Here is a 13,015-nt window from a genome sequence, read left to right on the forward strand (position 1 = left end):
CAGCCTCAACCGCCTGGCGCTCGCCAGCGGCCTGCCGCTGAGGCTGCTGCGCGCCACGCTGGCCCGGCAGCCGGAGGCCGCGCTGGTGCAGGCCCACGGCCTGAGCGGGCGCAAGGCGCTGCTGGCGGCGCTGCGCGCGGAGGCGGCGTCGGCGCTGGCGGCGCTGGACGGCGGACGCGCCCGGGCGCTGGCGGAGCAGGTTGAGAACTGCAATTTTTTTAACTAACTCATTCAGCGTACTGCGATGGTCATTTTTCCCTGCTGGCGTAGACTTTTGCGTAACGAATCAAGGAGAACACCATGAAACATGACCATTTTGTTGTACAGAGTCCCTCAGCCCCGGCAAAGCAGCTGCTGCTGTTGTTTCATGGCGTCGGCGACAACCCGGTCTCCATGGGGCAGATTGGCAGCTGGTTTGCGCCGCACTTCCCGGAGGCGATGATTATCAGCATCGGCGGCGCTGAGCCGTGCGGTCCGGCACCGGGCCGCCAGTGGTTCTCCGTGCAGGGCGTCACCGAGGCCAATCGCCAGGCGCGCATCGACGCCATTATGCCGACCTTTATTGACACCGTGCGCTACTGGCAGCGGCAGAGCGGCGTGGGGCCGCACGCCACGGCGCTCATTGGCTTCTCGCAGGGCGCGATTATGTCGCTTGAGGGCGTTAAGGCCTCGGCGGATCTCGCCTCGCGGGTCATCGCCTTCAACGGCCGCTACGCGACGCTGCCGGCGGCGGCGACCACCGCCACTACCGTGCACCTGATCCACGGCGGCGAAGACCGGGTTATCGATCTTGCCCACGCGGTGGCGGCCCAGGAGGCCCTGACTGAAGCCGGCGGCGACGTGACGCTGGATATCGTTGACGATCTGGGTCACGCCATCGACGACCGCAGCATGGCATTTGCGCTTAACCATCTGCGCTATACCGTGCCGAAGCACTACTTCGACGAGGCGCTGAGCGGCGGTAAACCGAACGATGACGATATTGTGGAACTGATATAAAAAAACGCCCGGCAGGTAGCCTGCCGGGCGTTTTTAGTATTTCTGCCTGGTTTACTTCTTCTTCGGCCAGTCGTCCTCGTCGTCCCACTTGTCGTTAAAGTCGCGATGCGGGGGAAGGTCCGGCTTGTTCGCCATAAATTTTTTCGGATCCACGCGCTTGAGGTCTTTAATGACGTTGATAAGCACGCCGACCATAAACACCAGGATCAGGATCCACCAGTACTTTGTTAGCCATTCCATGCCTGATACCTCTCAGTTTGCGCCGCTATGCGACAAGTTGTTCCATGATGCGCTGATACATGCGGGCCAGCAGCTGCAGGTCAGCGGCGTTCACGCATTCGTTAATTTTATGAATGGTGGCGTTCACCGGCCCCAGCTCCACCACCTGGGCGCCCATCCGCGCGATAAAGCGGCCGTCTGACGTACCGCCGGTGGTCAGCAGCTGCGGCTTAATTTCATTATAGTGCTCAATGGCGTTGACGACGGCGTCCACCAGTTTGCCGCGCCCGGTGAGGAACGGCTGGCCGGAGAGCCACCACTCGACGCTGTAGCGCAGCTGGTGCTTCTCCAGCAGGGCGATGACCTGGGTTTTGATCATCTCGTCGGTGAGCTCGGTGCTGAAGCGGAAGTTGAACTGGACGAACAGATCGCCGGGGATGACGTTATTGCTGCCGGTGCCCGCCTGCACATTGGCAATCTGCATGCTGGTTGGCGGGAAGAACTCGTTGCCGTTATCCCACACGATGGAGACCAGTTCGTTGAGCATCGGCGCGGCGCGGTGCACCGGATTGTCGGCAAGGTGCGGATAGGCCACGTGGCCCTGCACGCCGTGAATGGTCAGGTTGCAGGTCAGCGAGCCGCGGCGGCCGTTTTTTACCACGTCGCCCACCGCTTCGGTGCTGGAGGGCTCGCCGACCAGGCAGTAGTCGAGCCGTTCGTTGCGGGCCATCAGGGCTTCCACCACCTTGACGGTGCCGTTGGTCGCCGCCGCTTCTTCATCGGAGGTGATCAGAAACGCCAGCCGGCCCCTGTGATTGGGGTGGTGGGCGACAAAGCGCTCGGCGGCGACCACCATGGCGGCCAGCGAGCCCTTCATATCGGCAGCGCCGCGCCCGAACAGCATACCGTCGCGGATGGTCGGCTCGAACGGCGGATTGATCCAGCGGTCGGCGTCGCCGGCGGGCACCACGTCGGTGTGTCCGGCAAAGGCCAGGGTTTCCCCCTCGCCGCGCCACGCCCAGAAGTTCTGCGTATCGCCGAAGTCCATCGCTTCAACGGTAAAACCAATCGCGCGCAGGCGCGCAATCATCAGCGCCTGGCAACCCGCGTCATCGGGGCTGAGTGAAGGGCGGCGAATAAGCTGCTGAGCCAGCTCAATGACCGGGCATGACATAGACTAAACCTCTTTAAAATAGCGCTGATAACTGGAATCACTGAAACCCAGCAGCATAGGCTTACCGGGCGCGCAGAGCAATGGTCGTTTCACAATTGCCGGCATTTCAAGCATTAGCGTTGCGGCGGCATCGGCATTGTCGATACCTGCGCGGGTGGCTTCGTCCAGCTTGCGCCAGGTGGTGCCGCGGGTATTGAGCAGCGGCTGCCAGCCGAGTTCGGCGATAAAGCGCTCCAGCAGGGCGCGGTCAAGCCCGTCGGTCCGGTAGTCGTGAAAGCGATACGCCACCTGCTGCTCGTCGAGCCAGCGGCGGGCTTTTTTAATGGTGTCGCAGTTTTTGATCCCGTAGAGGGTAACCATAGTCGCTCCTGGTAGCTATGCGCTTTGCGGCGCAGGCGGAAATAGGGTTAACAACATAGAGGCCGCCCGGCGAAACATCAAGCGACCCTCGCTGCTGCTGATGTCAGTAATCATACAAAATCATCAGCGATTCAAAAGCTTGCTTTATATCACATTTAAATAGCGCAAGGTTGAAGATAGTAAGCACAGGTCGGGCAGCGTTTTGGTAACAACCATCGCAGCAATTGTCCGAACCTGCTTCATCTGGCGATGCGGTTTTTGTATACTGCCAGCAATAATAAGAGAGGCTGTTATGATTGAACGTGAATTGGGGCAGTGGAAAGACTTTATCGAAGATATGCTTCGTAAATAATTCCGCTAACACTTGCCGGGAGCGATCCCGCGGCAAATGCGCTAACCGTGACTTATCAGAAGGGCGACCGGCAGGTCGCCCTTCTGTTTTATTCGGCCCGCTCTTTGAGCGGAAAGCGGCGGCGCACCAGCACAAAGAATAGCGGCACGAAGAAAATGGCGAGGAAGGTCGCGGAGACCATCCCGCCGATCACCCCGGTGCCCACTGCATGCTGGCTGCCGGAGCCGGCGCCGGTGCTGGTAGCCATCGGCAGGACGCCGAAGATAAAGGCCAGCGAGGTCATCAGAATCGGCCGCAGGCGCTGGCGGCAGGCGTGCAGCGTGGACTCCAGCAGATCCTCCCCCCTGGCGTTCATCTCATTGGCGAACTCGACGATAAGGATCGCGTTCTTCGCCGCCAGGCCAATGACCGTCAGCAGCCCGACCTGGAAATAGACGTCGTTCTCCAGCCCGCGCAGCCAGGTCGCCAGCAGGGCGCCGATCACCCCCAGCGGCACCACCAGCATCACCGAGAAGGGCACCGACCAGCTTTCGTACAGCGCCGCCAGGCACAGGAACACCACCAGCAGCGAGATAGCGTACAGCGCCGGGGCCTGCGCGCCGGAGAGCCGCTCCTGATACGACATCGCCGTCCACTGCAGGCCAAAGCCGGTGGGTAGCTGGCTGACCAGCGTCTCCATGATATTCATCGCCGTACCGGTACTGACGCCGGGTGCGGCCTCGCCGACAATCTCTACCGACGAATAGCCGTTGTAGCGCTCCAGGCGCGGCGATCCGCTTATCCAGCGCGAGGTGGCGAAGGCAGAGAAGGGCACCATCTCGCCGTTTTTATTGCGCACGTACCACAGGTTAATGTCGTCCGGCAGCATGCGGTAAGGCGCGGCGGACTGGACGTAGACCTTTTTGGTGCGGCCGCGATCCATAAAGTCGTTAACGTAATCGGAGCCCCAGGCGGTCTGCAGCGTATCGTTAATGTCGCTAATCGCCACGCCCAGCGCCTGGGCCTTGCGCTGGTCGATATCAATCTGCAGCTGCGGACTGTCGTCGAGGCCGTTGTGGCGCACGCGCACCAGTTGGGGCTCCTGTTCCGCCAGCTGCAGCAGCCGATCGCGGGCGGCCATCAGGGCATCGTGGCCGAGTCCGGCGTGATCCTGCAGCTCCATATCAAACCCGGCAGAGCTGCCCAGCCCGCTGATGGCCGGCGGGTTGCTGGCATAGACCCGCGCTTCGTTGATTTTATTAAAGGCGCGGGTGGCGCGTTCGATAATGGCGAACGAGCTGCCGCTGTGCGGATCGCGCTCGCCCCAGTCCTTCAGGCGGATAAACATTCGCGCCACGTTCTGGCCGTTGCCGCCGGGGCCGGCGCCGACGGCGGCAAAGACCGAGGCGACGTTGGCCTTCTCTTCGTTGAGGAAGTAGTCCTCCACCTTTCTGACCACTTTCATCGTCTGCTGCTGGGTGGAGCCGCTGGGCAGCTGAATGGAGGTGAGGAACATGCCGCGATCCTCCTGCGGCAGAAAGGAGGTCGGCAGCTTGATAAACAGCAGCACCATGCCGCCGAGCAGCAGAGCGTAAATCAGCAGCCAGCGCAGGCTGCTGTGCAGGATTTTACCCACTCCGCTCTGATAGCGGTCGGCCTGGCGGTTAAACATGCGGTTAAACCAGCCGAAGAAGCCTCTCTGGCCGTGCTGCTCGCCTTTGTTCAGCGGCTTGAGCAGCGTGGCGCACAGCGCAGGAGTGAGGATCATCGCCACCAGCACCGACAGCACCATTGAGGCCACGATAGTGACCGAAAACTGGCGATAGATAGCGCCGGTGGTGCCGCCGAAGAAGGCCATTGGAATAAACACCGCCGACAGCACCATGGCAATGCCCACCAGCGCGCTCTGGATCTGGCCCATTGATTTGCGCGTCGCCTGGCGCGGCGTGAGGCCCTCTTCGCTCATGATGCGCTCGACGTTCTCGACGACGACGATGGCATCGTCCACCAGCAGGCCGATGGCCAGCACCATTGCGAACATCGTCAGGGTGTTAATGCTGTAGCCGAAGGCATACAGCACCGAGAAAGTGCCCATCAGCACCACCGGCACGGCGATAGTCGGGATAAGCGTTGCGCGGAAGTTCTGCAGGAACAGGTACATCACCAGGAACACCAGCGCGATAGCCTCCAGCAGGGTCTTCACCACGTCGTGAATCGAGGCCTTAACGAAGGAGGTGGTCTCGTAGGCGACCTTGTACTCAAGGCCGTGAGGAAAAAAGTGCGACAGCTCATCGAGCCGGGCGAGCACCGCTTCGGCGGTCGCCATCTCGTTGGCGCCGGAGGCCAGCTGGACGCCGAGCCCGGAGGCCTGGTTGCGGTTAAAGCGGGTGAGGATGTCGTACTTCTCGGCTCCCAGTTCGACCTTCGCCACGTCGCCGAGGGTCACCACCGAGCCGTCCTGATTGACCCGCAGGGTGATATTCCTGAACTGCTCCGGCGTCTGCAGCAGCGACTGGGCGTTGACCGTGGCGTTCAGGGCCTGGGTGTCAATCGACGGCGTCCCGCCGAGCTGGCCAACGGCGACCTGGGCGTTTTGCGATTTGATGGCGTTGGTGACATCGAGGGTGGTGAGCTGGAAGCTGTTAAGCTTTGCCGGGTCGAGCCAGATGCGCATGGAATACTGCGAACCGTAGGCGTTGATATCCCCGACGCCGCTGACCCGGCTGAGCGGATCCTGAATATTACTCGCCACGTAGTCGGAGATATCCTGCTTATCCATGCTGCCGTCGGTCGAGACGAAGGCGATGGTGAGGATATTGGTGTCCCCGGTCTTGCGCACGTTGACGCCCTGGCTCTGCACCGCCTGGGGCAGCTTGTTGATCGCCGAACGCAGCTGGTTCTGCACCTGCTGCATCGCTTCGTCAGGATCGGTGCCGGCGGTAAAGGTCAGGGTGATGGTCGCCTGCCCGGCGGAGCTGCTCTGGGAGGTCATGTACATCATGTTGTCTATCCCGGTCAGATTCTGTTCGATAACCTGGGTGACGGTATTCTCAAGGGTCTGCGCCGACGCGCCGGGGTAGTTGGCGATGATGCGCACGTTGGGCGGCACCAGCTTGGGATATTGCTCGACGGGAAGCGTAAAAATAGCCAGGGTTCCCGTCAGGCAGAGCAGGATGGCTAAAACCCAGGCAAAAATCGGGCGATCGATAAAAAAATTCGCCATCAGCGCAGAAACCTCATTTTATGCTTATTTTGGTATATAAAAGTAGCCGGAATACTGTAGCGGCCCGTCCTGGGTCAAACATGGAGAAAATAAGAAGATAGTGTAAACGATCGTACCTTTGGAGGATGCAAATCAAGGTAAAGCCGGGTAAGGACAAAGCGTGAGCGAACGCGTAGACTGGCCGTTCATTCTGACGCCGTGGAGCCATCATGTCCTTCCCCGTGACTATCATCAAAGACAAGATCCTGTCGGATAACTACTTTATTCTGCGCAATATTACTTACGATCTGACGCGCAAAAGCGGCGACGTGGTGCGCCACAAGCGCGAAGTCTATGACCGCGGCAACGGCGCGACGGTGCTGTTGTACAACCCGCGCAAGGGCAGCGTGGTGCTGGTGCGCCAGTTTCGCGTCGCCACCTGGGTCAACGGCAACGCCGACGGCCAGCTGATTGAGACCTGCGCCGGACTGCTTGACGATGACCAGCCGGAAGAGTGCATGCGCAAAGAGGCCGTCGAGGAGACCGGCTTTGAGGTGCGCAACGTGCGTAAGCTGTTCGAACTCTATATGTCGCCCGGCGGCGTGACCGAGCTGATCCACTTTTTTATTGCCGAGTACGACGACGCTCACCGGGCTAATGACGGCGGCGGCATCGAGGATGAGGATATTGAGGTGCTGGAGCTGCCCTTCGCGCAGGCGCTGGCGATGATTGACAGCGGGGAAATTCGCGACGGTAAAACGGTGCTGCTGCTGCACTATCTGCAGGGCTCCGGACTGATGACATCCTGACGTCCGCGTCGCTTTCGTGCCGGGCGGCGCTTCGCTTGCGCCGGCCTGCAGCAGCGGCGGTAGCCCGGCAGGCGCAGCGCCGCCGGGCAGTTACCTTACCTGCTACTTCTTCAGCACCTTCTTCGCTTTTTCCACGATATTCTCTACCGTAAAGCCAAAGAACGGGAACAGCTTATCGGCGGGCGCCGATTCGCCGAAGGTGGTCATGCCGACCACCGCGCCCTTCAGGCCAACATACTTGTACCAGTAATCGGCAATCCCCGCCTCAACGGCGACGCGGGCGCTGACGTCCGGCGGCAGCACCGAATCGCGGTAGGCCTCATCCTGGGCATCAAACACGTCGGTCGAGGGCAGGGAGACCACCCGCACATTAACGCCTTCCGCCCGCAGCTTCTCGGCGGCCAGTACCGTAATCTCAACCTCTGAGCCGGTGGCGATCAGGATAAGATCCGGCTTACCGCCCGCGTCCTTCAGCACGTAGCCGCCTTTGGCGATCGCTTTCACCTGATCCGGGGTACGCTCCATCTGGGCGAGGTTCTGGCGGGAGAGGATCAGCGCCGTCGGTCCGCCGCTGCGCTCGATGGCCGCCTTCCAGGCCACCGCCGTCTCCACCTGATCGCAGGGGCGCCAGGTGCTGAAGTTCGGCGTCAGGCGCAGGCTTGCCAGCTGCTCGACCGCCTGGTGGGTCGGGCCGTCTTCCCCCAGACCGATGGAGTCGTGGGTATAAACCATGATCTGCCGGGCCTTCATCAGCGCCGCCATGCGCGCCGCGTTGCGGGCATACTCGACAAACATCAGGAAGGTCGCGGTGTAGGGAATAAAGCCGCCGTGCATACTGATGCCGTTGGCGATGGCGGTCATGCCGAATTCGCGCACGCCGTAGTGGATATAGTTCCCCGCGGCCTCCTCCTTCAGCGACACCGAGCCTTTCCAGATGGTCAGGTTGCTGGGCGCCAGGTCAGCGGAGCCGCCGAGAAATTCCGGCAGCGCCGGGCCATAAACGTTAAGCGCGTTCTGCGAGGCCTTGCGGCTGGCGATTTTCGCCGGCTCGGACTGCAGCTTGGCGATATAGTCGTCGGCGGTTTTCTGCCAGTCGGCGGGCAGTTCGCTGCCCATCCGGCGGGTGAACTCGGCGGCCAGTTCGGGATGCGCCTGTTTGTAGGCGGTGAATTTCTCTTTCCACGACTGCTGGGCCTTCTCGCCCTTCTCATGGGCGTCCCAGGCGCGGTAAATCTCTTTCGGGATCTCAAACGGCGGATGGTTCCAGCCCAGCTGCTTGCGGGTGAGGGCTACCTCTTCTTCGCCCAGTGCCGCGCCGTGGGACTCCTCTTTACCGGCCTTGTTCGGCGAGCCGAAGCCGATAGTGGTGCGGCAGATAATCAGCGAGGGTTTATCGGTAACGGCCCGGGCCTCTTCAATCGCCTTTTTGATGGCCTGCGGATCGTGGCCGTCAATCTCATGCACCACGTGCCAGTGGTAGGCCTCAAAGCGCTTCGCGGTATCGTCGGTGAACCAGCCGTCGGTTTCGCCGTCGATGGAGATGCCGTTGTGGTCATAGAAACCGATCAGTTTGCCCAGGCCCAGGGTACCGGCCAGGGAACTGGCTTCGTGGGAGATGCCCTCCATCAGACAGCCATCGCCCATGAACACGTAGGTATAGTGATCGACGATATCGTGGCCGGGCTGATTAAACTGCGCCGCCAGGGTGCGCTCGGCGATGGCGAAACCGACCGCGTTGGCCAGGCCTTGGCCCAGCGGGCCGGTGGTGGTCTCCACGCCCGGCGTCAGGCCATACTCCGGGTGCCCCGGCGTTTTTGAGTGCAGCTGGCGGAAGTTTTTCAGCTCCTCGAGCGGCAGGTCGTAGCCGGTCAGGTGCAGCAGGCTGTAGAGCAGCATAGAGGCGTGGCCGTTGGACAGCACGAAGCGGTCGCGATCGTACCAGTGCGGATCGTTAGGGTTGTGCCTGAGAAAATCGTTCCACAGCACTTCCGCAATATCGGCCATCCCCATCGGCGCGCCGGGGTGCCCGGAATTGGCTTTCTGTACCGCGTCCATACTCAGGGCGCGGATGGCGTTGGCAAGCTCTTTACGGGACATAGCGTTCTCCATGAAAAAAGTTAAAGTTTGGCGGCAATCAAATCTTCCAGCTTGCGCTGATCGACGGCGAACAGGCGGATGCCTTCCGCGAGTTTATCGACCGCCATTGCGTCCTGGTTATGCTCCCAGCGGAACTCCGCTTCGGTCAGCGGCGACGGGCGATTGAAGTGCTTCGCCGGCGGAATGAGCTTGCGCTCGACCGTGGCATCGCTCTCCTGCAGCTCTTTAAGCAGGTTCGGCGAGATGGTCAGGCGATCGCAGCCGGCGAGGGCGAGGATCTGCTCGGTGCGGCGGAAGCTGGCGCCCATCACGATGGTGTCGTAGCGGCGCTCTTTGAAGTAGTCGTAGATGTTGCGCACCGACTTCACGCCCGGATCTTCATCAACCACGTAAGGGTCCATCGGCTCTTTCTGCTGATACCAGTCGTAGATGCGGCCGACGAACGGCGAGATCAGAAACACGCCGGCCTCGGCGCAGGCGCGCGCCTGGGCGAAGGAGAACAGCAGGGTCAGGTTACAGTGGATGCCTTCGCTCTCCAGCACCTCGGCGGCCCGGATGCCCTCCCAGGTGGAGGCGAGCTTGATGAGGATCCGCGACTTGTCGATGCCCTGTTCCTGATAGAGCTCAATCAGGCGATGCGCTTTGGCGATGCTTTTCTCTTTATCAAAAGAGAGCCTGGCGTCGACTTCCGTCGAAACCCGTCCGGGAATGCTCTTCAGAATTTCGCCGCCGAAGTTGACCGCCAGCTTGTCGCAGGCGGCGACAACCTGCTCTTCGCGGCTGCCGGGCGTGCTTTTGGCAAAGCGGATGGCGTCGTCAATCAGGTGATTGTAGTGCTCAAGACCCGCGGCTTTCAGCAGCAGCGACGGGTTGGTGGTAGCGTCTTCCGGCTGGTAGTGGCGAATTGACTCAATGTCGCCGCTGTCGGCAACAACGGTAGTGAATTGTTTAATTCCGTCTAACTGGTTCATTAAAAAATCTCCTGTAAAGCAATGTTTTATCTATGTTCTGATAGATGCGCTTCGGAACGAAATGAGATCTGCTTAACAAAAAAGCATAGCAGACGGCGATAGCATGGGCCGTAAGACTACGTAACATGATTGTTAAAAATTAATAACAAACTGCAGCATCAGTCCTCAGAGTATGGCAGTCTTCAAAGTTTGTGGGGCGCTAAACGGCGATACTCATCGCTTAGCCAGACGCGCTACTTTTTTCTGTAAAAACGATACGTGACGTAAAAGGACAATAAGATGGACGACCAGTTAAAACAGAGTGCCCTTGATTTTCACGAGTTTCCGGTGCCGGGGAAAATTCAGGTGTCACCCACGAAGCCCCTGGCCACCCAGCGTGACCTGGCGCTGGCCTACTCGCCGGGTGTCGCCGCGCCCTGCCTGGAAATCGAAAAGGATCCGCTGGCGGCTTACAAATACACCGCGCGCGGTAACCTGGTGGCGGTTGTGTCCAACGGCACCGCGGTGCTGGGGCTGGGCAACATCGGCGCCCTGGCGGGCAAGCCGGTGATGGAAGGAAAGGGCGTGCTGTTTAAGAAGTTTGCCGGGATCGACGTCTTTGATATCGAAGTGGACGAGACGGATCCTGACAAATTTATTCAGGTGGTCTCGGCGCTGGAGCCGACCTTTGGCGGCATCAACCTTGAAGATATCAAAGCCCCGGAGTGCTTTTACATCGAGCAGAAACTGCGCGAGAAAATGAATATTCCGGTGTTTCACGACGATCAGCACGGCACGGCGATCATCAGCACCGCCGCTATCCTCAACGGTCTGCGGGTGGTTGAGAAAAACCTCTCCGACGTGCGGATGGTGGTCTCCGGCGCGGGCGCCGCGGCCATTGCCTGTATGAACCTGCTGGTGGCGCTCGGGATGCAGAAGCACAATATTGTGGTCTGCGACTCGAAGGGCGTTATCTATAAAAACCGCGAGCCGAACATGGCGGAAACCAAAGCCGCCTACGCGGTGGAAGACAACGGCAAGCGCACCCTCGATGAAGTGATGGACGGAGCGGATATTTTCCTCGGCTGCTCCGGTCCGAAAGTGCTGACCCAGGAGATGGTCAAGCGCATGGCGCGCGCGCCGCTGATCCTCGCCCTGGCTAACCCGGAGCCGGAAATCCTGCCGCCGCTGGCCAAAGAGGTGCGTCCGGACGCCATCATCTGCACCGGCCGCTCCGACTATCCGAACCAGGTGAACAACGTACTCTGCTTCCCGTTCATCTTCCGCGGCGCGCTGGACGTCGGCGCCACCGCCATTAACGAAGAGATGAAGCTGGCGGCGGTACACGCTATCGCCGAACTGGCGCACGCCGAGCAGAGCGAAGTGGTAGCCTCCGCCTACGGCGACCAGGATCTAAGCTTCGGCCCGGAGTACATCATTCCGAAACCGTTCGATCCGCGCCTGATCGTCAAGATCGCCCCGGCGGTCGCCAAAGCGGCGATGGACTCCGGCGTGGCGAAGCGCCCGATCGAGGACTTCGGCGCCTACGAAGAGAAGCTCAGCGAGTTCGTCTACAAAACCAACCTGTTCATGAAGCCCATCTTCTCCCAGGCCCGCAAAGAGCCGAAGCGCGTAGTGCTGGCGGAAGGGGAAGAGAACCGCGTCCTGCACGCTACCCAGGAGCTTATCTCCCTGGGGCTGGCGAAGCCGATCCTGATTGGCCGTCCGAACGTGATCGAGATGCGCCTGCAGAAACTGGGCCTGCAGATGAAGCCCGGCGTTGACTTTGAAATTGTTAACAACGAATCCGATCCGCGCTTTAAAGAGTACTGGATGGAATACTTCCAGATCATGAAGCGCAAAGGGATCACCCAGGAGCAGGCGCAGCGCCACGTGATCGCCAATCCGACGGTGATCGGCGCGATCATGGTCCAGCGCGGCGAAGCGGATGCGCTGATCTGCGGCACCATCGGCGACTATCACGAGCACTTCAGCGTGGTGCAGCAGCTGTTCGGCTATCGCGACGGCGTACACACCGCGGGTGCGATGAACGCGCTGCTGCTGCCGAGCGGCAACACCTTTATTGCCGATACCTACGTCAACGACGACCCGACCCCGGAAGAGCTGGCGGAAATTACCCTGATGGCGGCGGAGAGCGTGCGCCGCTTCGGCATTGAACCGCGGGTGGCGCTGCTCTCGCACTCCAACTTTGGCTCATCGAACTGCGCGGCGGCCACCAAGATGCGCACGACGCTTGAACTGGTGCGCCAGCGCGATCCGGAGCTGATGATCGACGGCGAAATGCACGGCGACGCGGCGCTGGTGGAGAGCATCCGCCACGAGCGCATGCCGGACAGCCCGCTCAAGGGCGCGGCGAACATTCTGGTGATGCCGAATATGGAAGCCGCCCGCATCAGCTACAACCTGCTACGGGTTTCCAGCTCGGAAGGCGTGACCGTCGGACCGGTGCTGATGGGCGCGGCGAAGCCGGTGCATATCCTGACGCCGATCGCGTCCGTGCGTCGCATCGTCAATATGGTGGCGCTGGCGGTGGTGGAGGCCCAGACGCAGCCGCTGTAGCCCCAGCACCTCGCCCTAACCCTCTCCCTGTGGGGAGAGGGGACCTTAATACTCCCTCTCCCCCGTATATATAAATCTTCAGTTCAGTCGGTCGACTGAGGGTTTGAATTCCGGCTTAAAATCGCCTCAGATTCTGACGTCCGGCCGGGGCAGCCAGCATGGATGCTGGCTGAGGCGAAACGAGGCATGGATGCCGAGTCGAGCCGTACCCGAAAGCCGGGCGCCAGAATCTGAGGTTCCGCGCAGCGGCGATTTTTGTTGCCGGGAGCCGGGATTGTCAAGGGAGCGGCGGTT

At 60.7% G+C, this 13,015-nt stretch carries 11 protein-coding genes; 5 read left to right on the forward strand and 6 right to left on the reverse strand.

What is annotated here, in order from left to right; genetic code table 11:
* Both ENGE1_RS25515 and ypfH read left to right on the forward strand, forming a co-directional pair.
* On the forward strand, nucleotides 1-226 hold a 226-nt coding region (locus tag ENGE1_RS25515), incomplete at its 5' end, for a tRNA-binding protein (RefSeq protein ID WP_303745817.1).
* A gap of 74 nt (nucleotides 227-300) precedes the next feature.
* Nucleotides 301-999: an esterase gene (gene ypfH, locus ENGE1_RS25520; protein ID WP_043082587.1), complete on the forward strand. Its 699-nt coding sequence runs from the start codon at nucleotides 301-303 to the stop codon at nucleotides 997-999.
* Nucleotides 1,000-1,050: 51 nt separating this feature from the next.
* On the opposite strand, the gene ENGE1_RS25525 is transcribed toward ypfH, so the two are convergent.
* From ENGE1_RS25525 to ENGE1_RS25535, 3 genes are read right to left on the reverse strand one after another with little or no spacing between them, the layout of a single operon-like run.
* Nucleotides 1,051-1,239: a YpfN family protein gene (locus ENGE1_RS25525; protein WP_043082588.1), complete on the reverse strand. Its 189-nt coding sequence runs from the start codon at nucleotides 1,237-1,239 to the stop codon at nucleotides 1,051-1,053.
* 25 nt (nucleotides 1,240-1,264) lie between these two features.
* A complete protein-coding gene (gene dapE, locus ENGE1_RS25530; RefSeq protein WP_043082589.1) occupies nucleotides 1,265-2,392 on the reverse strand; it encodes a succinyl-diaminopimelate desuccinylase in 1,128 nt (375 codons plus the stop codon).
* 3 nt (nucleotides 2,393-2,395) lie between these two features.
* The gene (locus ENGE1_RS25535) at nucleotides 2,396-2,752 is read right to left on the reverse strand and encodes an ArsC family reductase (protein ID WP_043082590.1); all 357 of its coding nucleotides are present in this window, start codon (nucleotides 2,750-2,752) and stop codon (nucleotides 2,396-2,398) included.
* A gap of 292 nt (nucleotides 2,753-3,044) precedes the next feature.
* Here ENGE1_RS25535 and ypfM point away from each other — a divergent pair, with 292 nt between their 5' ends.
* Nucleotides 3,045-3,104, forward strand: coding sequence for a protein YpfM (ypfM, locus tag ENGE1_RS28735; protein ID WP_106913045.1), 60 nt, complete (start codon nucleotides 3,045-3,047; stop codon nucleotides 3,102-3,104).
* Nucleotides 3,105-3,192: 88 nt separating this feature from the next.
* On the opposite strand, the gene acrD is transcribed toward ypfM, so the two are convergent.
* On the reverse strand, nucleotides 3,193-6,306 hold the full coding sequence (gene acrD / locus ENGE1_RS25540; protein ID WP_048255269.1) for a multidrug efflux RND transporter permease AcrD: 3,114 nt from the start codon (nucleotides 6,304-6,306) through the stop codon (nucleotides 3,193-3,195).
* Between the two features lie 209 nt (nucleotides 6,307-6,515).
* Between acrD and nudK the strand changes: the two genes are divergently transcribed.
* Nucleotides 6,516-7,094 carry a GDP-mannose pyrophosphatase NudK gene (gene nudK, locus ENGE1_RS25545; protein ID WP_043082592.1) on the forward strand — a complete coding sequence of 193 codons (579 nt, stop codon included), beginning with the start codon at nucleotides 6,516-6,518 and terminating at the stop codon, nucleotides 7,092-7,094.
* A 102-nt stretch (nucleotides 7,095-7,196) separates the two neighbouring features.
* Here the strand turns inward: nudK and tkt are convergent, their stop codons facing one another.
* Nucleotides 7,197-9,191: a transketolase gene (tkt, locus tag ENGE1_RS25550; protein WP_048255267.1), complete on the reverse strand. Its 1,995-nt coding sequence runs from the start codon at nucleotides 9,189-9,191 to the stop codon at nucleotides 7,197-7,199.
* Between the two features lie 20 nt (nucleotides 9,192-9,211).
* Entirely contained in the window at nucleotides 9,212-10,162 is a 951-nt protein-coding gene (tal, locus tag ENGE1_RS25555; protein ID WP_045287163.1) for a transaldolase, read from the reverse strand.
* 279 nt (nucleotides 10,163-10,441) lie between these two features.
* Here tal and maeB point away from each other — a divergent pair, with 279 nt between their 5' ends.
* Nucleotides 10,442-12,721, forward strand: a complete 2,280-nt coding sequence (gene maeB, locus ENGE1_RS25560; RefSeq protein WP_048255264.1) for an NADP-dependent oxaloacetate-decarboxylating malate dehydrogenase — start codon at nucleotides 10,442-10,444, stop codon at nucleotides 12,719-12,721.
* Nucleotides 12,722-13,015 lie beyond the last annotated feature (294 nt).

This window comes from Pluralibacter gergoviae ATCC 33028 = NBRC 105706, from assembly GCF_001598855.1.
Taxonomy (GTDB): domain Bacteria; phylum Pseudomonadota; class Gammaproteobacteria; order Enterobacterales; family Enterobacteriaceae; genus Pluralibacter; species Pluralibacter gergoviae.

Excerpts from the sequence above, each read along its gene's own strand:
- maeB (WP_048255264.1), top strand. The coding sequence starts at position 10,442 with ATGGACGACCAGTTAAAACAGAGTGCCCTTGATTTTCACGAGTTTCCG.
- acrD (WP_048255269.1), bottom strand. The coding sequence starts at position 6,306 with ATGGCGAATTTTTTTATCGATCGCCCGATTTTTGCCTGGGTTTTAGCC.
- nudK (WP_043082592.1), top strand. The coding sequence starts at position 6,516 with ATGTCCTTCCCCGTGACTATCATCAAAGACAAGATCCTGTCGGATAAC.
- tkt (WP_048255267.1), bottom strand. The coding sequence starts at position 9,191 with ATGTCCCGTAAAGAGCTTGCCAACGCCATCCGCGCCCTGAGTATGGAC.
- ENGE1_RS25535 (WP_043082590.1), bottom strand. The coding sequence starts at position 2,752 with ATGGTTACCCTCTACGGGATCAAAAACTGCGACACCATTAAAAAAGCC.
- ENGE1_RS25525 (WP_043082588.1), bottom strand. The coding sequence starts at position 1,239 with ATGGAATGGCTAACAAAGTACTGGTGGATCCTGATCCTGGTGTTTATG.
- tal (WP_045287163.1), bottom strand. The coding sequence starts at position 10,162 with ATGAACCAGTTAGACGGAATTAAACAATTCACTACCGTTGTTGCCGAC.
- dapE (WP_043082589.1), bottom strand. The coding sequence starts at position 2,392 with ATGTCATGCCCGGTCATTGAGCTGGCTCAGCAGCTTATTCGCCGCCCT.
- ypfH (WP_043082587.1), top strand. The coding sequence starts at position 301 with ATGAAACATGACCATTTTGTTGTACAGAGTCCCTCAGCCCCGGCAAAG.